The sequence below is a fragment of the Methylobacterium ajmalii genome, assembly GCF_036448855.1.
GTDB classification, from domain to species: domain Bacteria; phylum Pseudomonadota; class Alphaproteobacteria; order Rhizobiales; family Beijerinckiaceae; genus Methylobacterium; species Methylobacterium ajmalii.
Map to the genome: position 1 here is coordinate 19587 of NZ_JAZFXT010000052.1, position 20854 is coordinate 40440.

Annotated in this window: 18 protein-coding genes; 8 read left to right on the forward strand and 10 right to left on the reverse strand. The window is 70.2% G+C overall.

Annotation, left to right across the window (positions count from 1 at the left end; all coding sequences use genetic code 11):
• Nucleotides 1-66 precede the first annotated feature (66 nt).
• Both V3T34_RS21270 and V3T34_RS21275 read left to right on the forward strand, forming a co-directional pair.
• Nucleotides 67-1305 carry an ABC transporter substrate-binding protein gene (locus tag V3T34_RS21270; protein ID WP_305078374.1) on the forward strand — a complete coding sequence of 413 codons (1239 nt, stop codon included), beginning with the start codon at nucleotides 67-69 and terminating at the stop codon, nucleotides 1303-1305.
• Nucleotides 1306-1669: 364 nt separating this feature from the next.
• Entirely contained in the window at nucleotides 1670-3760 is a 2091-nt protein-coding gene (locus V3T34_RS21275) for a methyl-accepting chemotaxis protein (RefSeq protein WP_060847767.1), read from the forward strand.
• 143 nt (nucleotides 3761-3903) lie between these two features.
• Here V3T34_RS21275 and V3T34_RS21280 read toward each other — a convergent pair whose 3' ends face one another.
• Nucleotides 3904-4347 carry a transposase gene (locus tag V3T34_RS21280; protein ID WP_407942746.1) on the reverse strand — a complete coding sequence of 148 codons (444 nt, stop codon included), beginning with the start codon at nucleotides 4345-4347 and terminating at the stop codon, nucleotides 3904-3906.
• A 684-nt stretch (nucleotides 4348-5031) separates the two neighbouring features.
• Here V3T34_RS21280 and V3T34_RS21285 point away from each other — a divergent pair.
• From V3T34_RS21285 to V3T34_RS21305, 5 genes are all read left to right on the forward strand, one after another.
• Nucleotides 5032-6267, forward strand: coding sequence for an ABC transporter substrate-binding protein (locus V3T34_RS21285; protein ID WP_305078372.1), 1236 nt, complete (start codon nucleotides 5032-5034; stop codon nucleotides 6265-6267).
• Between the two features lie 163 nt (nucleotides 6268-6430).
• Nucleotides 6431-7282, forward strand: a complete 852-nt coding sequence (locus tag V3T34_RS21290; RefSeq protein WP_305078371.1) for a transporter substrate-binding domain-containing protein — start codon at nucleotides 6431-6433, stop codon at nucleotides 7280-7282.
• Nucleotides 7283-7402: 120 nt separating this feature from the next.
• Nucleotides 7403-8095 carry an aspartate/glutamate racemase family protein gene (locus V3T34_RS21295; RefSeq protein ID WP_305078370.1) on the forward strand — a complete coding sequence of 231 codons (693 nt, stop codon included), beginning with the start codon at nucleotides 7403-7405 and terminating at the stop codon, nucleotides 8093-8095.
• Nucleotides 8096-8113: 18 nt separating this feature from the next.
• On the forward strand, nucleotides 8114-8773 hold the full coding sequence (locus V3T34_RS21300; RefSeq protein ID WP_060846197.1) for an amino acid ABC transporter permease: 660 nt from the start codon (nucleotides 8114-8116) through the stop codon (nucleotides 8771-8773).
• A 41-nt stretch (nucleotides 8774-8814) separates the two neighbouring features.
• Nucleotides 8815-9585 carry an amino acid ABC transporter ATP-binding protein gene (locus tag V3T34_RS21305; RefSeq protein WP_305078382.1) on the forward strand — a complete coding sequence of 257 codons (771 nt, stop codon included), beginning with the start codon at nucleotides 8815-8817 and terminating at the stop codon, nucleotides 9583-9585.
• 16 nt (nucleotides 9586-9601) lie between these two features.
• Here V3T34_RS21305 and V3T34_RS21310 read toward each other — a convergent pair whose 3' ends face one another.
• The 3 genes from V3T34_RS21310 to V3T34_RS21320 form a co-directional block, all read right to left on the reverse strand.
• Entirely contained in the window at nucleotides 9602-9832 is a 231-nt protein-coding gene (locus tag V3T34_RS21310) for a hypothetical protein (RefSeq protein WP_091886947.1), read from the reverse strand.
• A 489-nt stretch (nucleotides 9833-10321) separates the two neighbouring features.
• Nucleotides 10322-11779, reverse strand: coding sequence for a DegQ family serine endoprotease (locus V3T34_RS21315; RefSeq protein ID WP_305078369.1), 1458 nt, complete (start codon nucleotides 11777-11779; stop codon nucleotides 10322-10324).
• 35 nt (nucleotides 11780-11814) lie between these two features.
• Nucleotides 11815-13071, reverse strand: coding sequence for a glycosyltransferase family 4 protein (locus V3T34_RS21320; protein WP_305078368.1), 1257 nt, complete (start codon nucleotides 13069-13071; stop codon nucleotides 11815-11817).
• Between the two features lie 142 nt (nucleotides 13072-13213).
• On the opposite strand from V3T34_RS21320, the gene V3T34_RS21325 reads away from it, so the two are divergent.
• Nucleotides 13214-13393, forward strand: coding sequence for a hypothetical protein (locus V3T34_RS21325; protein WP_048427723.1), 180 nt, complete (start codon nucleotides 13214-13216; stop codon nucleotides 13391-13393).
• Between the two features lie 89 nt (nucleotides 13394-13482).
• Here the strand turns inward: V3T34_RS21325 and V3T34_RS21330 are convergent, their stop codons facing one another.
• From V3T34_RS21330 to glmM, 6 genes are all read right to left on the reverse strand, one after another.
• Nucleotides 13483-15159 (reverse strand): acyl-CoA dehydrogenase family protein, encoded by a 1677-nt coding sequence (locus tag V3T34_RS21330; RefSeq protein ID WP_305078367.1) that lies wholly within the window; start codon nucleotides 15157-15159, stop codon nucleotides 13483-13485.
• Nucleotides 15160-15265: 106 nt separating this feature from the next.
• On the reverse strand, nucleotides 15266-16036 hold the full coding sequence (locus V3T34_RS21335; protein ID WP_305078366.1) for a glucose 1-dehydrogenase: 771 nt from the start codon (nucleotides 16034-16036) through the stop codon (nucleotides 15266-15268).
• A 98-nt stretch (nucleotides 16037-16134) separates the two neighbouring features.
• Complete coding sequence (locus V3T34_RS21340; RefSeq protein ID WP_331369283.1) at nucleotides 16135-17103, reverse strand: outer membrane protein; 969 nt, start codon at nucleotides 17101-17103, stop codon at nucleotides 16135-16137.
• Nucleotides 17104-17304: 201 nt separating this feature from the next.
• Nucleotides 17305-18144 (reverse strand): outer membrane protein, encoded by an 840-nt coding sequence (locus V3T34_RS21345; RefSeq protein ID WP_305078365.1) that lies wholly within the window; start codon nucleotides 18142-18144, stop codon nucleotides 17305-17307.
• Between the two features lie 178 nt (nucleotides 18145-18322).
• Nucleotides 18323-19195 carry an outer membrane protein gene (locus tag V3T34_RS21350; protein WP_305078364.1) on the reverse strand — a complete coding sequence of 291 codons (873 nt, stop codon included), beginning with the start codon at nucleotides 19193-19195 and terminating at the stop codon, nucleotides 18323-18325.
• 271 nt (nucleotides 19196-19466) lie between these two features.
• The gene (gene glmM / locus V3T34_RS21355; protein ID WP_060846205.1) at nucleotides 19467-20810 is read right to left on the reverse strand and encodes a phosphoglucosamine mutase; all 1344 of its coding nucleotides are present in this window, start codon (nucleotides 20808-20810) and stop codon (nucleotides 19467-19469) included.
• Between the last annotated feature and the right edge of the window lie 44 nt (nucleotides 20811-20854).

Genomic DNA, 20854 nt, shown 5'->3' on the forward strand with positions numbered 1-20854 from the left:
TCTCGCGAAGCGCGCGGCACCCAGCCGCGGCCCGGGACCGTGGTTGAGACCAAACGGGAGGATACGATGCAGATCTCGCGACGAGCCCTCGTGGGTGGGGCCACCGCGCTCGCGGCCGCCTGGAGCGGTGGTGCCCGCGCTCAAGGGATCGGATCCCAGGGGCCGAGGATCAAGATCGGCGTGCTGGCCGACTTCTCTGGCATCTACACCGACCTGCTCGGGCCGGGCGGCGTCGGTTGCGTGCAACAGGCGGTGGCGGATTTCGGACCCGAGCAGCACGGGTTCTCCGTCGACGTCGTGTTCGCCGACCACCAGAACAAGCCGGATGTCGGTTCAGGGATAGCCCGGCGCTGGTACGATTCCGAGGGCGTCGATCTGGTGATCGGCCTGCCGAACTCCTCCGTCGCGCTCGCACTCGCCTTCGTCACCGCCGAGCGCAACAAGGCCTGCATCGGCACCGCGGTCACCTCGATGGAGTTCACCGGCGCGCAATGCACGCCAAACACCATCAACTGGACCTACGACGCCTACATGCTGGCGAAGGCGCTCGGCACCGAGACGGTGAAGAGCGGCGGGCGCAAGTGGTACTTCATCACCACCGACAACGCCTTCGGCAACGCGATCCAGGGTGAGACGGCGAGCTTCGTGCAGCAGGCCGGCGGCACGGTGCTGGGCAATTCCCGCTACCCGATCGGCGCGACCGACTACTCGTCGTTCCTCATCGCCGCGCAGGGCAGCGGCGCGCAGGTGCTCGGTCTCGCGCTCGCCGGCACCGACATGGTGAACTGCCTCAAGCAGGCCGACGAATTCGGCCTGCGCGACCAGATGCGGATCGCCGCCCCCGTCATGTTCCTCAACGACATCAACGCGCTCGGCCTGCCGCTGACGCAAGGGTTGCTGCACACCAACAGCTTCTACTGGGACGCCAACGACCGCACCCGCGCCTTCACCAGGCGCGTGCTGCCGCGGATGCAGGGTGCCTATCCGGGCATGGTCCATGCCGGCTGCTACGCCGGCACGCTCCACTACCTCAAGGCCGTCGCCGCGCTCGGCGTCACGGCCGCCAAGGCGAGCGGAGCGGCGGCGATCGCCCGCATGAAGGAGATGCCGGCCGACGACGACGCCTTCGGCCGGACGGTGGTGCGCCAGGACGGCCGCGCCCTGGTCCCGGCCTTCCTGCTCCAGGTGAAGAAGCCCGCGGAGAGCAAGGCACGATGGGACTACTGCAAGGTGGTCACCGAGATCCCCGGCGACGAGGCGGCCAAGCCGCTCGCCCAGGGCGGGTGCCCGCTCGTCAAGGCGTGAGCGGCGCCCCGCAGGGCCGGTGCCCCGGGCCAAGCCCGGCGGCACGGTGTCGATGAACGCGCGCAGGCGGGTCCGGCCACGAACCGTCGCGCCGCCGTGACCGGCTTGCAGGGCCCCGGGCTGCGACCACCTGCGAGCGTGACGGGCTGGGGCACGAGCGGCGTGCCTCTCGGATATCGATCGCCTGTTCGAGCCCGTCTCCGCGCGCCCTTCGCGCGCCACCAGCGTGCAACATCTTGTCAGCATCTGACCAAAGGCAGGAGGCGCGCCAATAGACTTCATAATCAGTATTAGCTCAGAAATTTACCAACGATTAAGGCATTTCCAATATCGTGACTTGAGACTATTTATCCGAGAGGGCGCCGTGCCGTCAATTCGTGCCTTGATTGTATCGACGTCGGTTCTTCTCGGAGTATCGGCCGTCGGCCTGGCTGGGACCGAGCTCGTCAAAAGCCGCGATCGCAGCAACGTGGCCGACCAGGTGGCGGTCTACATGCAGACAGACCGCAACCTGTTCGCGAGCTTGGCGCAGGCACGCGTCGAGCGCGGATACGGGCTGTTGACGCTGCAGCGGGAGCCCGACCTCAATCGCAGCCATCGCGAGCTGTCGCTCGGCGCCCGCAAGTCTTTCGAGCAGGCGATCTCCTTCGCTCTCGACTATCTCGGCCAGGTGTCCGATCCCGCCGTCCTGGCGAAGCGCGGCGAGCTTCAGCGCCTCACCGACGAGTGGAGGCAGATGCGCCCGGCGCTGGATGCCGCCTACGATCAGAAGCTCTCGGCGCGCGACGCGTCGCTGACCAAGCGACTCGACGAGCTGGGCAGCCGGTTGCTCGTTGCGATCGACGCGACCTCGGACGCGACCGAGAAGGTCATCCAGAGGCTCGATCCCTCGTTGGGCAGCCGCATCGATGCCCGGGCGGCGACGTGGACCGCGCGCACCAGCGACGGGCGCGGCACCCTGGTCGTCAACCGCCTCCTGGCCGCCGACCAGGCCGCGACGGCCAACGACTGGACGCAGCTGAACAGCGCCTTCACCGAGAGCCGGACGGCCTGGCAACTGGCGGGCCGGATCATCGACGTCGGCGGGTTCGACGCCTCCGTGAAGGACACCTACGCGCGTTCGAACGAACTCTATTACGGCGGGACCTTTAAGGCGATGCGGGAGACCGCCGTCGCGGCCGTCGCGGAAGGGCGCAAGATTCCCCTCGCGCTGGCCGACTGGGATGCCGGCGTGATCGCGGGGCAGAGGGCGATCGTCGACGTGGCGCTCGCCGTGATCGATTCGGCCGTCGCGAAAGCCAAGGCAGAATCGGCGGCGGCGCAACGAAGCTTCGTCCTGGCGGTCGTCGTCATCGTCTTCGCCGGCCTCCTCTCGGTCGCCGCGGTCCTGATCGTGCAGACCCGCGTGGTGCGGGGCATTCTCGACCTCGCGGCGGCGATGCGGCGCCTCGCGGAGGGGCAGGTCGGCACGACGGTCCCGGGGATCGACCGCAGGGACGAGCTCGGCCGGATGGCGAGCGCGGTCCAGATCTTCAAGGACAACCTGATCCATACCCGGTCCCTGGAAGAGCAGACGGCTCTCGCCCGCGCCTCCGCGGAAGAGCAGCGCAAAGCCGGCATGCGCCAGATGGCCGATGCGTTCGAGGGCGCGGTCGGCGGCATCGTCTCGCAGGTCTCGGCCGCCGCCACCGAACTCCAGGCGACGGCGCAGCAGATGAGCTCCACCGCCTCCGAGACGGCCGCCCAATCCACCACCGTCGCGGCGACCGCCAGCCAAGCCGCCAGCAACGTCGATGCCGTCGCAGCCGCCGCCGAGCAGCTCGGCTCGTCCGTTCAGGAGATCGGCCGCCAAGTGTCCGGTTCCGCCGCCCTCGCCCAGACCGCCGTGTCCGAGGCCGAGCAGAGCGCCCGGCTGGTGCACGAGCTGAACGGCGCGGTGTCCAAGATCGGCGACGTGGTGGCGATGATCTCCTCGATCGCGGGTCAGACGAACCTTCTGGCGCTGAACGCCACGATCGAGGCGGCGCGCGCCGGCGAGGCGGGGCGCGGCTTCGCGGTCGTGGCGGCGGAGGTCAAGCAGCTCGCCGACCAGACCGCGAAGGCGACCGAGGAGATCGGTAAGCAGATCGGCCAGGTTCAAGGGGCGACGGGTCAGGCGGTCAGCGCGATCGGCGGGATCGGCGGCCGTATCCGCGAGATCAGCGCCGTGGCCGCCTCGATCGCAGCGGCCATCGAGGAGCAGGGCGCTGCGACGCAGGAGATCGTCCGCAATGTGGCGCAAGCTGCCATGGGGACGAGCGCTGTGACGGGCAACATCGCCGGTCTGGCGGGAGCAGCGGAGGAGACGGGAGCAGCGGCGAGCCAGGTTCTCGGATCCGCGTCCGAGCTCTCGCGCCAGTCAGAGCATCTCTCTGCGGAAGTGGATCGGTTCCTGGAGACCGTGCGCGCGGCCTGAGATCTGGTCAAAGCAGGGACCGCGCGCGGTGAGCCGATTCAAGCGGCTGACCGACGCGGGCCGACCGACTTGACGAGGCTGGGCGGGGGTTGCCTTCGGCAATGCGGACGCCTGGGTCGATCGTCCCACTGCGGGCGCTGCAGCTAGGCGGCGACAACGACTTCGCTGTCGCTGCAGTGAGCCAGACGCGGCTGGCGCCGACTGGGATTGGGATTGCCCCTTTTTTCTGGTTCCTGCTCGTTTTGCGTGGATCGGGCGGCCGGAACCAGGCGGCGCTTCAGGAGATCGAGGCCTGCCCGTCCGTAGCACTGGCGCTTCATGAGCTCGAGCCGGTTGACCTGGCTTTCCGCCTGGCCGCTGCTCCATGGCTCCGTGAGAGCAGCCCGGACGGCGGCGACGTCCGCCTCCAATCCCGCGGCGAACGTCGCGATGGCAGGAGCGTCGCAATTCCGTGCTTGCGTGATCCAGGCGGCGATGTCCGCTGCGGCGTCCGCATCCTGATCATTGGTGACGGTCTTGCCCTTCCCTGCGGCGCACCAGGGCCGTGAAGCGGCCAGCCAGACCCGTGATCGTCCGTGCGGTGTCATCCTGCTCGACGCGTCTCACCACAGCCGCGTCGCTCGCATCCAGCCCCGAGGGCGTGAGGCACCCTACGCGGACCCTGCCGTCGTACCCTCCTGCCAAAGCTATGAACTCAAGGAGCCAGAAGCGATTACGGGACATCGACGGCGGATGGCCGGGGGCTCTGCAAGGGTGCGTCCCCGTGCGCCGCCGTCCTCAGGCTGGCCCCAGCGTTCGTCCTTGCTGCCGCTCCACCCTGCTGCTACGCATTCTGTGGCGGAAGCGAAGCTAACCCACTGTACCATCTCATGTTTTCGTATGGCGGTCCGGTGGATCCCTATCCACGTCCCCCAGCCAAGTTTACCTTCGAGACAACTCGCGCCTTGCGATCGTTTGCCTTGCGGGGCGGATGAGAATCCTGCCTGTCCGGTCTGGCAGGCCTGCGCTGTCTGTTCTCCCGATCCCGCGCTACCACCATTCCGCGACGATTCGGCTCGGGATCGACCTCGGGCAAAGACTGCGCCGTCGCTGTCCACGGCCGACCGGCCCTCGGATCGGGGTTGCAGGGGACGAGGACGAGGCCCGGGCGATCCCCGACGTGATGCGTGCGGAGCGGGCGATCCCGGACTTGCGCTCCGCCGCCCCGCCCCCTCTGATGGGCCCGCCACGATCCGCTCGACCAGAAGCGGACGCGCCCGGGAGAACGCCCAATGCCCCTCACGCCCCTTCGCGCCGCGCTGCTCGCCGCCGCGTCCCTCTGTGCCCTGACCGTGCCCAGCCGCGCCGCCGAGCCGCGGCTCTCCGACGGCAAGGTCAAGCTCGCGGTCCTCAACGACATGTCGAGCGTCTACGCCGATTCCACCGGCCGCGGCTCGGTGATCGCCGCCGAGATGGCGGTCAAGGATTTCGGCGGCAGCCTCGACGGCAAGCCGATCGAGGTCGTGTTCGCCGATCACCAGAACAAGCCGGATGTCGGCTCCAACATCGCCCGGCAATGGTACGACCGCGACGGCGTCGACGTGATCCTCGACGTGCCGACCTCCTCGGTGGCGCTCGCGGTCCAGCAGATCGCCAAGGAGAAGGGCAAGGTGCTGATCGTCTCGGGCGGCGGCACCTCGGACCTCACCGGCCCGCAATGCTCGCCCACCGGCATCCACTGGACCTACGACACCTACGCGCTCTCGCACGTTTCCGGGAACGCCGCGGTGAAGAAGGGTCTCGACACCTGGAGCTTCGTCACCGCCGACTACGCCTTCGGCCACGCGCTGGAGCGCGACGCGGTCGCGGAGGTCAAGCGCTCGGGCGGCAAGGTGCTCTCCACGGTGCGCGCGCCCTTCGCCACCGCCGACTTCTCGTCGTTCCTGCTCCAGGCGCAAGGCTCGGGCTCGAAGCTGATCGCCTTCGCCAATGCCGGCGGCGACACCGTCAACGCGATCAAGCAGGCGCACGAGTTCGGCCTCGTCCAGGGCGGCCAGACCCTGCTGGCGCTCCTCATCAACATCGACGACGTGCACAGCCTCGGGATCGAGGTGGCGCAGAACCTGCTGCTCACCACCGCCTTCTACTGGGACCGCACGCCCGAGACCCGCGCCTTCGCGACCCGCTTCAAGGAGAAGGCCGGGCTGATGCCGACGATGCACCAGGCCGGCGTCTATTCCTCGGTGCTGCACTACCTGAAGGCCGTGCAGGCCGCCGGCACCGACGACGCCAAGACGGTGGTCGCCCGGATGCGCGAGACCCCGGTCAACGACATGTTCGCGACGAACGGCAAGATCCGCGAGGACGGCCGGATGGTCCACGACATGTACCTGATGCAGGTGAAGACCCCGAAGGAATCCACCGGCGAGTGGGACCTCTACAAGCTCATCGCCACGGTGCCGGGCGACGAGGCGTTCCGGCCGCTCGCCGAGGGCGGCTGCCCGCTGGTGAAGGCGGCCGCCAAGTAGCGCCGCCGCCCCGCCCACGGCGGGCGGGGCGGAAACCTGGCGCCGCCCTTGTCAGGCCTGCCCGCAATCCAGGCATGGTGGCGTCGGGGCGCCTATCGACAAGACTCCCGCCTTGCGGCCTAAGGGTTTAAGAACCGCCAAGCTAACAAGGAGAGGGGCCGTCATGGTATCACGCAGGGACATCGCATCGCTTCTCGGCGCCGGCACGCTGGCGGCGGCCGCCCTCTCCCCGATCGGCAGCGCCCAGGCCCAGACGGGGCCCGCGGCCGAGAACACGTTCCAGCGCATCCGGCGGACCAAGAAGCTGCGCATCGCCGGCATCGTCGGGACCGAGCCGTACTACAAGAAGGACATCGCGTCCGGGGAGTGGTCCGGCTTCTGCGTGAGCATGGCGCAGGACCTCGCCAAGGCGATGGATGCCGAGCTCGAGATCGCCGAGACCACCTGGGGCAACGCGGTGCTCGACCTCCAGGCGAACAAGATCGACATCATGTTCGGCCTGTCGCCGACGCCCTCGCGCGCCCTCACGGTCGAGTTCACCCGGCCGATCATGCTGAACACCTTCACCATCATCGCCAAGCCGGGCTTCGAGCCGAAGACCTGGGCCGACCTCAACAAGCCCGAGGTCCGGGTCGCCGTCGACATCGGCTCGACCCACGACCTGTTCGCCCGGCGCATCATCCCCAACGCCACGCTGCTCGCGCTGAAGACCCCTGACGACGCCATGCTGTCGGTGCAGTCGAACCGCGCCGACTGCGTCATCCAGGTCGCGATGCTGTCGCTGGTGACGGTGAAGAAGAACCCCAAGGTCGGCAAGATCATCGTGCCGACGCCGGCGAGCGCGCAGCCGACCTGCGCCGGCGTGCGGGCCGAGCCGGATCCCCGGTTCCGGACCTTCGTCGACAACTGGCTCGAGTACAATCGCGGCCTCGGCGTGATGAAGGGCTGGATCACCTCCAGCCTGGAGCTGGTCGGGGTCAAGGCCGGGGACATCCCGGCCGAGATCACCTTCTGATCCTGGTTTCCGGAAGACGACTTCCGGAAAACCATATGACGCGCGCCCGTCGCCACGGCCCGGGACGTCCCGTCCGGGCCGGGTCCTCGCGCCCTCGACCCATCCTGCCCGTCTCGCTCCATGCCCCCTGACCCCGCCCCGCCGTTGGGCATCATCATGCTCGACACCCGGTTCGAGCGCCCCCCCGGCGATGTCGGGCACGCGGCGAGCTGGCCCTTTCCGGTCCTGTTCGAGGTCGTGCGCGGCGCCACCGCGCGGCGGGTCGTCGGGGGGCGGGACGCCGACCTGGCGGACGCCTTCGTGGCGGCCGGGGAGGCGCTGCGGGCCCGCGGCGCCGTCGGCGTCATCACGTCGTGCGGGTTCCTCGCGGCGCGGCAGCGCGCGCTTGCCGCCCGGATGTCGCTGCCGCTCGCGACATCGAGCCTGATGCAGCTCCCGCTGGTCGACCGCTGCCTGCCCGGCGGCAAGCGGGCCGGGGTCGTGACCTACGACGCCGACGCGCTCACGCCGGCCCACTTCGTCGAGGTGGGGGCCGATCCCGCCACGCCGGTCGTCGGCCTGCCGGCGAACGGGGCGCTGCGCGGCCTGATCGAGCGGGAGGCGGCCTACGACGCGGCCGCCCTCGCCCGCGACGTCCTGGCGGCCGCGGGCGCGCTGATCGCGCGGAGCGACGTCGGCGCCGTCGTGATGGAATGCACCAACCTGCCGCCGTTCTCGCGCGCCGTCGCCGAGGCGTTCGGCGTCCCCGTCTTCGACGTCATCACCCTGGGCCGCTGGTTTCACTCGGGCCTCACGCAGACACGATACCCGTAGAGCGGGCCGGAGCAGACGATGACTTACGAGTGGGACTTTTCGTTCCTGCTGCAATACAAGGGCCTGATCGCGATCGGCGCCCTGTACACGATCGGGTTCACCATCGTCACGGCGATCGCCGGCTTCGTCGTCGGCGGCCTGATCGCCGTCGCGCGCCTCGCCGACGCCAGGGTGGTGACCCTCCCGCTCCTGGCCTTCATCGAGATCTTCCGCTGCACGCCCGTGCTCGTGCAGCTGGTCTGGATCTACTACGCCCTCCCAATCGTGATCGGCGTCGAGCTCAAGCCCGCGACGGCGGCGTTCATCGCCCTGACGCTCTACGGCGCGTCGTTCTTCGCCGAGATCATCCGCGGCGGCATCGCCTCGATCGACACCGGCCAGTGGGATGCCGGGCGGGCCCTCGGCATGCGCCGGGCGGCGCTGATGCGGCGCGTCGTCCTGCCCCAGGCGCTCAAGCGGATGATCCCGCCCCTCGTCAACCAGGTCGTCCTCCAGCTGAAGAACACCTCGCTCCTATCCGTGCTCGCCGTTCCCGATCTGCTCTACCAGGGACAGCTCATCACCTCGGCGACGTACAAGCCGCTCGAGGTCTACACGATGATCGCGGTCATCTACTTCATCATCCTGTTCCCGCTCACGACCCTAGCCCACGGCCTCGAGCGCAGGCTCGCCCGGTGAGCACGAGGAAGGACCCCATGACGACGGAAGCGGTGCGGGCCATGCCGGAGACGACGATGATCGCGGTCGAGCACGTCAGGAAGTCGTTCGGCCCCGTGCCTGTGCTCAAGGACATCTCCCTGAGCGTGCCGAAGGGCGGGGTCCTCTCGCTCATCGGCCCGAGCGGCTCGGGCAAGTCGACCCTGCTGCGCTGCCTGAACCTCCTCACCATCCCGTGCGAGGGCACGATCCGCATCGGGTCGCACGCGATGCGCTTCGGCCCCGACCATCGGATGCCGCGGGACCGGGACCTCGCCGCCTTCCGCTCGACGGTCGGCATGGTGTTTCAGAACTTCAACCTGTTTCCCCACATGTCGGTCGTCCAAAACGTCATGGAGGGGCCGGTCACCGTGCTCGGCCGGGGGCGGGACGAGGCCCGGGACCTCGCCGTCCGGCTCCTCGACAAGGTCGGCTTGCGCGAGAAGGCCGACGCCTATCCCGACCGGCTCTCCGGGGGACAGAAGCAGCGGGTCGCCATCGCGCGGGCGCTGGCGATGCAGCCGGAGGTGATGCTGTTCGACGAGGCGACCTCGGCGCTCGATCCCGAGCTCGTCGGGGAGGTCCTGAGCGTCGTCCGCCAGCTGGCGTCGGAGGGCATGACGATGGTGCTCGTCACCCACGAGATCGCCTTCGCGCGCGACGTCGCCGACACCTGCGTGTTCATGCGCGACGGTTTCGTGGTCGAGGAGGGACCGGCCCGGCAGATCATCGAGGACCCCCAGCAGGCCGCCACGAAGGCCTTCCTCAGCCATTTCCATAAGGCGGCGGTGTGATCCCGCCGCGTCGCGGTCAGCGCTGCATGTTGCGCAGCCGGCAATAGCCCCCGTTGTCCTGGTAGCCCGCCGGGCAGCGCCGGACGCAGGCGCCGGCCGCGAATTTCAGCGGCGGCCGGCAGACCTGGCCGCGGCCGAGCTGGCGGCGCTGGTACATATAGTCCTGGGCCGGCCCGGCCTGCGCGGGCGTCAGCGGCAGGAGGCCGGCGAGAAGCAGCAGGGCGGTGAAGGTCGGGCGGGTGGGCATCGGGGATCTCCGGCGCGGGGCGCCGGGGTAACTGCCTCAGGGGCAGGAAGTTCGGGATGTGGGCGCGACGCTGGTTTCCCCCTCCGCGCGGCCAGCTGCGGGCTGCGCAGGTTCTGGCTCGTTTTCTGCGCGGAGCGTTGTCCGTTTTTTCCGGCTCGGGCGCGATGGATGGGAGAATTGGGGGGCTGGAACGCGCTGTGACCCAGGCCGTGGGGCATGGCTATCGGAGCGGATGGTGGCACGCTCCGGTGGCTGGAACCGCCACGGCAAGCCCGCCGACCCCAGATCCTACCCAAGACCACGCCCCGCGGCAGGAACCGCTTCGCCGTGGCCCTCGCCGATGTCGTCGTCGCCCGGCCCGGCAAAGGCCTGTGTCGTTCGTAGCCGCCCGCGGGAGGAGGAAAAGATCCGTGCTCCTCTTCCCGGGACGGCGCCTATCGTTCCCGGGCCCGGACAACGAGGCCGGGCGCGCGGGAACGATAGGCGCCCCTACCCCCCGAACACCGACGTCATCTGCTGCCCGCCGCGGTTGATCGTGACCTCCCACATCGGGGCGGTGGCGCGGGTGACCCGCTCCAGGTCCTTGGTGGTGGCGACCGGGGTGCCGTTCACGGCGATCAGGATGTCGCCCTTCTGCAGGCCGACCCGGTTGGCGACGGTGCCAGCCTCGACCTCGGAGATGATCACACCCTCGCCCTGCGTCGCGGCCGGCAGGTCGAGCTGCAGGTCCTCGATCACCGCCGGCGACAGGTTGACCACCGTGGAGCCCAGGAAGGGCGAGCGGGTCTTCACCTTGAGCGCGTCGCGCGGGCGGGTCTCCGGCGCCGGGCCGAGGCGCACCGGCACCGTCGTGCGGCTGGAGCCGCGCAGGACCGTCAGCTTGGTCTCGCCCCTGATGCCCTTCAGGGCGAAGCGGTAGCCGAAGGCCTCCGGATCGTCGACCGTCTGGCCGTCCACCGCCAGGATCACGTCGCCGCGCTTGAGCCCCGCCTCCTCGGCCGGGCTCTTCGGCTGCATCGAGGCGACCATCACGCCGGTCGGGTGGTCGAGGCCGACGCTCTCGGCGATGTCCGGGGTGACGTGCTGGAGGCGCGCGCCGAGCCAGGGCCGGCGCACCGTCTTGGCGCCGCCCTTGGCGGTCTCCACCACCGCCTTGACCATGCTGGCGGGGATGGCGAAGCCGATGCCGTGGCTGCCGCCGGACTGCGAGTAGATCGCCGTGTTGATGCCGACGAGGCCGCCGTTGAGGTCGACCAGCGCGCCGCCCGAGTTGCCCGGGTTGATCGCCGCGTCGGTCTGGATGAAGAACTGGTAGTCGGCCGAGCCGACCTGGGTGCGGGCGAGCGCCGAGACGATGCCCTGCGTCACCGTCTGGCCGACGCCGAACGGGTTGCCGATCGCGATCACGAAGTCGCCGACCTGCAGGTGCTCGGAATCGCCGATCTCCATCGGCGTCAGGCCGCCGCTCGGGCTCTTGATCTTAAGGATGGCGAGGTCGGTGCGGGGGTCGCGCAGCAGGATCTGCGCCTCGAACTCGCGCCGGTCGTTCAGCGCCACCTTCACCTCGTTCATGTTCTCGATGACGTGGTTGTTGGTGACGATCAGCCCCGAGGCATCGACGATGACGCCCGAGCCGAGCGAGCGCTGCGCCCGCTCCTGCGGCAGGTTCGGGCCGGCATCGCCGAAGAAGCGGCGCAGGAATTCGTCCATGGCGCCGCGGTTGGCGGCGCGCTTCTCGACATGGGTGCCGTAGACGTTGACCACGCTGGGCGCCGCGCGCTTGACCAGCGGCGCGAAGGAGAGCTGCACCTGCGCCTTCGACTCCGGGACCGTGCGGTTGTCCTGAAGGGCGCGGAACGGCGGCACCGACTCGGCCTGCGCGCCTGCCGGGTGGGCGGCGCCGAGGAGGAGCGCGGCGAGCAGCAGGGAGGTCGTCGGGCGGCGCATCGGCATTCGTGTCCTGTCGGTGTCTGGGTGCTCTCTCACATGACAGCACTGCGCTGAAAAGATGGCGCCTCGGCGGCTCCCGTCATCCCCGCATAGAGGTCGCACAGGGCCGCCGCGTGGGTGGCGAGCGTCATCGGGGCCGCCCAGTAGCGCTCGTGCGCGGCCGCGCCGAGGCGGCGCACCAGGGCGTCGTCCTTCAAGCGACCGAACGCCTCGGCGAGCGCCGCGACGTCGGGCGCGACGACGAAGCCGGTCTCGCCGTCCCGGATCTTCTCTCCGGCGCCGGCCCGGTCGGAGGCGACCGCCGGGATGCCGGCGGCGAGCGCCTCGTAGACGGTCAAGGGCCCGGTCTCGAGCCAGCGCGACGGGGCCGCCACGGCCCGGACCCGGCGGCGCAGCAGCGCCTCGACCTCCGCGGGTGCGCGCCAGCCGACCACCTCGGCGCCGGGCACGGCGCGCAACTCCTCCGCGAGCGGCCCGTCGCCGACGAACAGCGACGCCAGCCCGGCGCGGTGGGCGGCCTGCGCCACGAGGTCGGCCCCCTTCTCGCGGGTGAACCGCCCGACGAAGGCGACGGCGTCGCCGCCGGCCGGATCGGCCGGGGCGGTACGCTCGACCCGGACCGGGTTGTCGATGCGGTAGTGGAAGAACGGCCCGCCGGCCAGCATCGGTTCGAGCCGCGCCCTGCTGCCGTCGGAGACGTGGACGAGGGCGAGCGGCCGGCGCCCGAAGCCGCGGAAGATCGCGGCCAGTTGGACGAAGCCGCGCACCAGCCGCACCGCCTTGTGGGTACGCGATTGCGGATCGCAGGACGCCGCGAGGCAGCCGGGCGAGAACGGCCGCAGGGAGCAGGGCTCCGCGGTGTCGAAGCGGTAGTAGACCCCGTTGGGGCAGGCGAGGAAGTAGTCGTGCAGGGTCACGGCCACCGGGGCGCGCTGGCGCGCCAGCACGGAAAACACCGCCGGCGAGAGCGAGCGGGTCCACTGGTGCAGGTGCAGCACGTCGGGCCTGTCCGGCAGGGCCGCCAGCGCCGCTTCCAGGCGCCGCGCCGCCTCGCGGCTCCAGATCCCCTCGATCGCGCCGCGCCAGGCCGGCCGCTCCCACACGTCGGTGAGGCCCAAGGACACCCGGCGGATGCCGGAATGGTCGAGGAGCGGGTCGGCCGGCCCGTCGACCCCGTGGATCAGCGTCACGGCGACGCCGCGCTCGGCGAGGCCGCGGGCGGATTCGATCGCGACCTTCTCGGCGCCGCCCTTCGGCGTGGCGAAATTCGTCAGGATGACGGCGTGCATCGGCGGGCCCTCTCACCCGCGCATCCTAGCCGGCGAGGCGCCACCGCGCGGTTAAGCGCGGGGCGGACGAAACAGGCGCCGACCCCGCGCGTTAGCCGGGCAACCCGTCCCGTGCCGGGACGCCGTGCCCAGGGAGGCCCCGATGGCCGACGACACCAAGACCCCGAACCAGGACCAGCCCGGTTTCCGCCGCGACAGCGCCTCCCCGGACGACAAGGCGCGGCCGGAGAACCAGCAGAGCAAGCTCAGCGAGCGCCTCGACGAGGGGCTGGAGGAAACCTTTCCGTCGAGCGATCCGGTCTCGGTGAAGATCACCAAGTAACCCCGGGTCGGTTGCCCGGAACGACGACGGCGCGCGGGGCGATCCCCGCGCGCCGTCGTCGCGTCGGGGGCTCGTTCGGCCCCCTCGCCTCACTGCACCTCGAGCAGGCGCCGGGCGATGACCTGGGCCTGGATCTCGGCCGCCCCCTCGAAGATCGACAGGATGCGGGCGTCGCAGAGCAGGCGGCTCACCTGGTATTCGAGGGCGAAGCCGTTGCCGCCGTGGATCTGGAGCGCGTTGTCGGCCGCCGCCCAGGCGACGCGGGCGGCGAGGAGCTTGGCCATGCCGGCCTCGAGGTCGCAGCGCTTGCCCTCGTCCTTCTGGTGGGCGGCGTAGTAGGTGAGCTGGCGGGCTATCGCGATCTCGACCGCCATCATGGCGAGCTTGTCGGCGACCCGCGGGAACGACACCAGCGGCTTGCCGAACTGCACCCGCTCCTCGCCGTAGCGCAGGCCGACATCGAGGGCCGCCTGGGCGACGCCGACGGCCCGGGCCGCGGTCTGGATGCGGGCCGATTCGAAGGTCTGCATCAGCTGGGCGAAGCCCTTGCCCTCGACGCCGCCCAGGAGGTTGCCCTCCGGCACCGCGAAACCGTCGAAGGCGAGCTCGTATTCCTTCATGCCGCGATAGCCGAGCACCTCGATCTCGCCGCCCGACAGCCCCTCGACCGGGAAGGGATCCTCGTCGGTGCCGCGGGGCTTCTCGCCGAGCAGGAGCGACAGGCCCTTGTGGCCCGGCTCCTCGGGCTTGGTGCGCACCAGCACGGTCATCAGGTCGGCGCGGACCGGGTGGGTGATCCAGGTCTTGTTGCCGTGGATCCGCCAGGTGTCGCCGTCCTTCACCGCCTTGGTGCGGAGCGAGGCGAGATCGGAGCCGGTATTGGGCTCGGTGAAGACCGCGGTCGGCAGGATCTCGCCCGAAGCGATCCTGGGCAGGAAGCGGCTCTTCTGCTCCTCGGTGCCACCGCAGAGAATGAGTTCGGCCGCGATCTCCGAGCGGGTGCCGAGCGAGCCGACGCCGATATAGGCGCGCGACAACTCCTCGGAGACCACGCACATCGAGATCTTCGGCAGGCCCATGCCGCCGTACTCCTCGGGGATCGTCAGGCCGAACACGCCGAGCTCGGCCATCTGGCCAATGATCTCGAGCGGGATGTAGGCGTTCTCGAGGTGCCACTCGTGGGCGTGGGGCGCGACCTCGGCTTGGCCGAAGCGGCGCATCTCGGTGCGGATCGCCTCCATGTCCTCGTCGAGGCCGCTGTCGCCGACGGTCGCGGCGGCGACGCCCTCGCGGATCAGCCGCACCAGGGCGGCGCGGTTCTTGGCGGTGTTGCCCTCGGCGATCAGGGTCTCGACGGCGTCCGAGCGGTGGCGCGCCACCTCCTGGGCCTTGAGGCCCAGCGAGGTCGTCGGGCGCACCATCTCGCCCTGGCTCATCGGTATGCCGCCGAAGAGCTGCTCCAGGTACTCGCCGAGCCCGATGCGCACGAGGAGCGTCTCGGTCTCGCCGAAGCGCCCCTCGCCTGCGAGGCGGGCCGCGTAGGCGCCGAGCTGGACGATCGCCTCGGCGTAGGTCGAGAGCCAGGCGAGGCCGTGGGCGGCGTGCTGCTCGGCCTCGAGGCGCTCCGCCGACAGGCGGCCGTCGGCCCCGACGAGGCCGGCGCGCACGCGCCGGGCGGCATCCGCGGCGAGCGCCTTCGCGGAAAGGCCCGCCTCCTGCGCGAGGGTGACGAGATCGGTCGGGGCGGGGGCGGCCTGGGCGGACATCGGTCAGGTCTCCGGAGAATTTGCTGCGGCGCATACAAATAGCCGCGAATCGGCGACCTGTAGAGGGGGCAGCCTGCCGCCGGGTTCCGACTTTCGGGGCAGCCGTTTATTGGGCGGTCACGCCGCCGTCGATCACCATCTCGGCCCCGGTGACGAAGCCGGCCTCGTCGGAGGCGAGGTAGGCGGCGAGCCCGGCGATCTCGTCGGCCGCGGCGTTGCGCCCCAGGGGCACCGCGGCCTGCAGGCGCTGGCGCAGCTCCTCTGGGCTGTAGCGGCTGCCTGCGGCGAGGTCGCGCAGCATGTCGGTCTCGGTGAAGCCCGGATGGATCGAGTTGCAGCGCACGCCGTAATTCTGGCGCGCGCAATGCAGCGCGACCGACTTGGTGAGGAGCCGCACCGCCCCCTTCGAGGCGTTGTAGGCGGCGAGGTTGTGCCCGCCGACGATGCCGGAGACCGACGAGAGGTTGACGATCGCCCCGCCCCGCCCGGCCGGCGGCTTCATCGCCCGCACGGCATGGCGGCAGCCCAGGAAGGTGCCGTCGACATTGATGTCCTGGACCCGGCGCCACTCCTCCAGGGTCACGGATTCGATCGTGCCGACGACGGCGATGCCGGCGTTGTTGACCAGCACGTCGAGGGCGCCGTGGCGGGAGACCGTGCGGTCGACCGCCCGGGTCCAGTCCTCGTCCCGGGTCACGTCGAGGGCGCAGGGCTCGAAGGCGGGGTTCTCGGCCGCGACGCGCTCGGCCTGCGCCGCGTCGATGTCGGCGAGGATCACCGCCGCCGCCCCCTCGCGGGCGAAGCGCCGCGCGATGGCGAGCCCGATCCCCCGCGCGCCGCCCGTCACCAGGGCGACCTTGCCGGCCAGACGCTGCATCGGGAATCTCCTGCCCTTCGGTCCGCCTCTTCTCGCGGGGCGGCCCGGCAGGGTGGCGCGGCGGAGCCGCGCCCGCAAGCGCTCGCCGTGAGCGGGCCCTAGAACTTCACCGCGGCACCGCCGCGCACGGTGTTAATATTCATCTTGTGGCCGTCGAAATCGTTGAACAGGACGTACTGGTACTCGGCGCGCAGCAGGATGCCCGGCGTGATCGCGTATTCGAGGCCCGCGCCCGCCGCGAAGCCGCCCACGATCTTTTCCTTGGTGCGCGCGATCACCCGCGGATCGTCGAGTTCGCTTGCTCGCGGATTGTAGGGGTTGAAGTTCGGGTTGCTTTGATTGAACTTTCCAGGGGCATAGCCGACATTGTCGACCGGCACTCGCATCGACGCATCGCTTAGGGCTTGATTGGAGCGATAGGTCGCCTGGTCGAACTCATAGTTCTGGATCGACACGCGATCCGTGACCTGCGCGCGACCGATGGCGAGGCCGCCGGTGACGTACGGCATCAGATTGCCGAGGGCGTAGCCGGCGCGGGCCCTGATCGTGGCGTAGTCGTTGATCTGGGTCGAGGAGTCGCCGATCAGGCCGGCGGCGCGATAGTAGCCGTCGCTGCCGACGATGCTGCGCCCAATCGCATCCTGCGGCGCTCGACCCGTGATACCGAGATGAGTGTAGTCCAGCTCGATGCCGAAGACGGTGTCGTCGAACTGGTAGTTCACACCGGCATAGGCGCCGAAGCTCACGCCGTCGCGGCGGACGTCGCTGGCATGGAGCAGCGTCGAAGCACCCAGCTCCTTCTCGACCCGCGTCGCCCGCAGGGCGTCGGCGACGATCGGCTGGAAGACCGAGCCGAAGCCGAAGCTCGCGCTCGACCAGCCGCCATGGCCGCCGACATAGATGCCGTCCCAGACGGTCGGCGACGGGGCGGCGACGGGATCGTAGTCGCCGCCGCGCAGGACCCCGAAATCGAGGTCGGCGGCCTGCGCCGCCAGCGGTGCGCCGAGGCCCAGACCGGCCAGAATTCCGAGAATCGCGAAACGCATGGTGGACCCGCCCCCGGCCATTCGATCGGCAGTCGTCGCCGCGCCGTTATGGGCAGAATGACTCGGTAACCTTAATATTGCGTTTCCGGAAACTGGTTTCTGCGAGTCGCTTCCCCAAAGTCAAACGCCCGGTGCGACGGGCGCACCGGGCGGTTCGATCGATGGTGACGGCGCATGCGCGCGGTGCCGGCGGCGCTCCTCGGCGACCGTCGGCATGAAGGCTCAGTAGGTCAGCCCGCCGAGCCCCGGCAGCGCCAGGCCGTTGCCGAAGGCCCAGCGCAGGCCGACCCGGAACTCGTTGGCGGTGATGTCCTTGATGCGGGTGTTCTGGGCGTAGGCGTCGAAGCCCGAGCGCGCCTTGCCGGCATTGAGGTAGCGGTAGCTGGCATCGACGCTCACGCCGGCGCCGATCTCGTAGGAGATGCCCGCCATCGCCGCCCAGGCGAGGCCGATCGCGGTGTGGTTGGCGCGCACGTCGAAGCCCTGGCCGCCGAGCTTGTACACGCCGTCGACGCCGCCGCCGCAGGCGGTGGTGTAGCAGGTCGTGCCGGTCCAGGCATCGCGGAAGCGGTTGCTCGCCATGCCGACGCCGGCGCCGACATACGGGGTCAGGCCCCACCAGGTGCCGAGGTCGACGTAGACGTTGAACAGGCCGGTCAGGACGTCGATCTTGCCGGCCTCGGTGTTGAAGCCCTCGGTGAACAGCGTGCGCGAGGAATAGTCGCGGAAGCGGCTGTGGGTACGCCCGTCGATGGTGACGTCGGCGCGCAGGAAGCTGTTGAAGCGGTAGCCGATGCCGCCGCCGTATCCGTCGGTGCTCCCCATGCGGAAGCCGACGAGCGGCGCGCCGTCGGTGCCCGGCAACGTGCCGTCTTTCGGGTGGCGGAAGTCGCTCGCCGTGTAGTCGCCGCGCAGGTACCAGCCGGAGCCGACCTCCACCGGGGCGACCGGCGGCGGGGGCGGCGGCGGAAGCGCCGGGAGCAGATCGGCGGCGAGGGCCGGCGCGCCGAGCAGGCCGAGCCCGAAGGCCGCGACCGGAATGCAGTGACCGAACCGTGCCATGGGGCGCCCTCTTCTGCCCGGTCGGCTCCTCAGCCGGGGCGTACGTCGTGATCGTGCCGGACGGACCCGCGGGCCCGATGACGAGGATTAAGACCGCAAGGTTAGCGGGCCCTTAACCTTAAGTGCCTTTCGCCGCACCGCCCGCCCCCGATGCGGGGGCGGGCGTGTGCGAGGTTTTTCAGTACTTGCGCACCAGCGGCGCCATCGGCATCGGCGGCGGGGGCGGCTCGTAGGCGGCGGTCACGACCGGCGCGCCGAACATCCAGCGCATGCCGAGCTTGATGTCGTGCGACTCGAGCTCCTTGGCGCGGTACACCGTCTTGAGGGCGCAGCTCGGCAGGCAGCCGACGACGCCGGTTTCGGCCTCGCCCATGTTCAGGTAGCGGTAGGCGAGCTCGAGCTTGAGGTTGGGCGTGACCGCGTAGCTGAGACCGGCATGGGCCGCCCAGGCGAAGTTGGTCTTGTCCTTGGCGCGCCCGTAGCCGAGGCCGCCGGCGTAGGTGCCCTGGCCCTGGTCCGTCACGCTGCCGAACATGTGGTGGGCAAAGCCCACGCCGGCGCCGACGAACGGGGTGATGCCGTACCAGTTGCCGAGATCGACGTAGCCGTTCGCCAGGCCGACGACGGACGAGAACTTGCCCGTGGTGAGGTTGTAGCCGCCGCGGGTGTCGTAGGACCGGTCCTCGGCCAGGAAGCGCCATTCCGCCTGCGTGCGGTACTCGCCGGTGACGTCGAAGCGCAGCCAGGGATTGTACTGGTAGCCGGCGCCGACGCCGACGAAGGCCTGGTCGCCGACGTGGTCCTCGATCGCGGTGTACTTGTAGGGGACGCGCGGGGTCGAGACGTCCTCGACGACCGTCTTGCGCAGATCGAGGATGCCGACGCCGACATCGCCGCGCAGGTACCAGCTGCCGCCGATCTCAACCGGCGGGGGCGGCAGCGGCATCGGCGGCGGGGGCAGGAGGTCGGCGGCGTGAACGAGCCCCGGCGCGGCCACGCTCGCAGCGAGCGTGAAGATGCGCGCCAGCGCGAGTGGCTTGCTGCGGCCCATGACGGTTCCCTGTTGCGAAGGGCCGCTGGAGATCGGGCGGCCGTTCCGAAAGACGTCACGACTCTTGCCGCGTTCGGTAAACCCGACCTTAACGTTAAGCCTTATGCCTGAGAAATCGTTGCTTTCGCGCGAGACTGCATCCGTCAGGACGCAGCGCCGGCACGAACCGGGGAGACCCGGATTTCCGCCACGCGCGCAATGCCTCCGCCGGAGGAGGCGGCGGGTTCCCGCGCCTCGTCCGTCGATCGCGCGACGGTGGGGGCGTCCTCGCTCAGGCTGCGACCTTGCGCAGGGCCTCGATCACGTCGTCGACGACCTGGACCACGAGGTCGCGGTCGTCGCCCTCGGCCATCACGCGGATCACCGGCTCGGTGCCGGAGGGACGGATGACGAGGCGGCCGCCCTCGCCCAGGCGCTGGCGGGCGCCCTCGATGGCGGTGACGACGCTGTCCTGGCGCAGCGGCTCGCGGCCGGCGCCGTAGCGCACGTTCTTGAGCACCTGCGGCAGCGGCTCGAAGCAGTGGCAGACCTCGCTCACCGGGCGCTGCTGGCGCTGCACGACCGAGAGGAGCTGGAGCGCCGCCACCAGCCCGTCGCCGGTGGTGGCGTAGTCCGACATGATGATGTGGCCGGACTGCTCGCCGCCGAGGTTGTAGCCGTGCTCGCGCATGTGCTCGAGCACGTAGCGGTCGCCGACGGCGGTACGGACCATGCCGAGGCCCAAGCCCCCGAGATAGCGCTCGAGGCCGAGATTCGACATGATGGTGGCGACGATGCCGTTCTTCGTCAGCCGCTGGTCCTCCTGCCAGGACCGGGCGACCACCGCCATCAGCTGGTCGCCGTCGACCCGCTGGCCCTTCTCGTCGACGATCAGCACCCGGTCGGCGTCGCCGTCCAGCGCGATGCCGATATCGGCGCGCAGCTCGCGCACCTTGCCGACCAGCGCCTCGGGGGCGGTCGAGCCGACGTCGCGGTTGATGTTGAAGCCGTCCGGCTCGGTGCCGATGGCGATCACCTCGGCGCCGAGCTCCCACAGGGTCTCGGGCGCCACCCGGTAGGCGGCGCCGTTGGCGCAGTCGACCACCACCCGCAGGCCGTCGAGGGTCAGCGCCCGCGGCAGGGTGCGCTTGGCGAACTCGATGTAGCGGGCATGCACGCTCTCGATGCGCTTGGCGCGGCCGAGGTCGTTCGAGCCGGCGAGCTTGGTCTGCAGGTTCGAGTCGATCAGGCGCTCGATCTCGCGCTCGACCTCGTCGGAGAGCTTGAACCCGTCCGGACCGAAGATCTTGATGCCGTTATCCTCGAACGGGTTGTGCGAGGCCGAGATCATCACCCCGATATCGGCGCGCATCGAGCGGGTCAGCATCGCCACGGCCGGCGTCGGCATCGGGCCGAGCAGCATCACGTCCATGCCGACCGAGGTGAAGCCGGCGACGAGCGCCGTCTCGATCATGTAGCCCGACAGCCGGGTATCCTTGCCGATCACCACCCGGTGGCGGTGGTCGCCGCGCAGGAACACGAGCCCGGCGGCCTGGCCGACCTTGAGCGCGAGTTCCGGCGTGATCACGCCGTTGGCCCGGCCCCGGATGCCGTCGGTCCCGAAATACTTGCGCACGCTCGTCGTCTCCCTGTCCCGTCCGGGCCGTCGGCGCCGGGCCG

Coding starts and splice junctions, on each gene's coding strand:
- V3T34_RS21270 (WP_305078374.1), top strand. CDS start 67: ATGCAGATCTCGCGACGAGCCCTCGTGGGTGGGGCCACCGCGCTCGCG.
- V3T34_RS21280 (WP_407942746.1), bottom strand. CDS start 4,347: ATGACACCGCACGGACGATCACGGGTCTGGCTGGCCGCTTCACGGCCC.
- V3T34_RS21285 (WP_305078372.1), top strand. CDS start 5,032: ATGCCCCTCACGCCCCTTCGCGCCGCGCTGCTCGCCGCCGCGTCCCTC.
- V3T34_RS21290 (WP_305078371.1), top strand. CDS start 6,431: ATGGTATCACGCAGGGACATCGCATCGCTTCTCGGCGCCGGCACGCTG.
- V3T34_RS21295 (WP_305078370.1), top strand. CDS start 7,403: ATGCCCCCTGACCCCGCCCCGCCGTTGGGCATCATCATGCTCGACACC.
- V3T34_RS21300 (WP_060846197.1), top strand. CDS start 8,114: ATGACTTACGAGTGGGACTTTTCGTTCCTGCTGCAATACAAGGGCCTG.
- V3T34_RS21305 (WP_305078382.1), top strand. CDS start 8,815: ATGCCGGAGACGACGATGATCGCGGTCGAGCACGTCAGGAAGTCGTTC.
- V3T34_RS21310 (WP_091886947.1), bottom strand. CDS start 9,832: ATGCCCACCCGCCCGACCTTCACCGCCCTGCTGCTTCTCGCCGGCCTC.
- V3T34_RS21315 (WP_305078369.1), bottom strand. CDS start 11,779: ATGCGCCGCCCGACGACCTCCCTGCTGCTCGCCGCGCTCCTCCTCGGC.
- V3T34_RS21320 (WP_305078368.1), bottom strand. CDS start 13,071: ATGCACGCCGTCATCCTGACGAATTTCGCCACGCCGAAGGGCGGCGCC.
- V3T34_RS21325 (WP_048427723.1), top strand. CDS start 13,214: ATGGCCGACGACACCAAGACCCCGAACCAGGACCAGCCCGGTTTCCGC.
- V3T34_RS21330 (WP_305078367.1), bottom strand. CDS start 15,159: ATGTCCGCCCAGGCCGCCCCCGCCCCGACCGATCTCGTCACCCTCGCG.
- V3T34_RS21335 (WP_305078366.1), bottom strand. CDS start 16,036: ATGCAGCGTCTGGCCGGCAAGGTCGCCCTGGTGACGGGCGGCGCGCGG.
- V3T34_RS21340 (WP_331369283.1), bottom strand. CDS start 17,103: ATGGCCGGGGGCGGGTCCACCATGCGTTTCGCGATTCTCGGAATTCTG.
- V3T34_RS21345 (WP_305078365.1), bottom strand. CDS start 18,144: ATGGCACGGTTCGGTCACTGCATTCCGGTCGCGGCCTTCGGGCTCGGC.
- V3T34_RS21350 (WP_305078364.1), bottom strand. CDS start 19,195: ATGGGCCGCAGCAAGCCACTCGCGCTGGCGCGCATCTTCACGCTCGCT.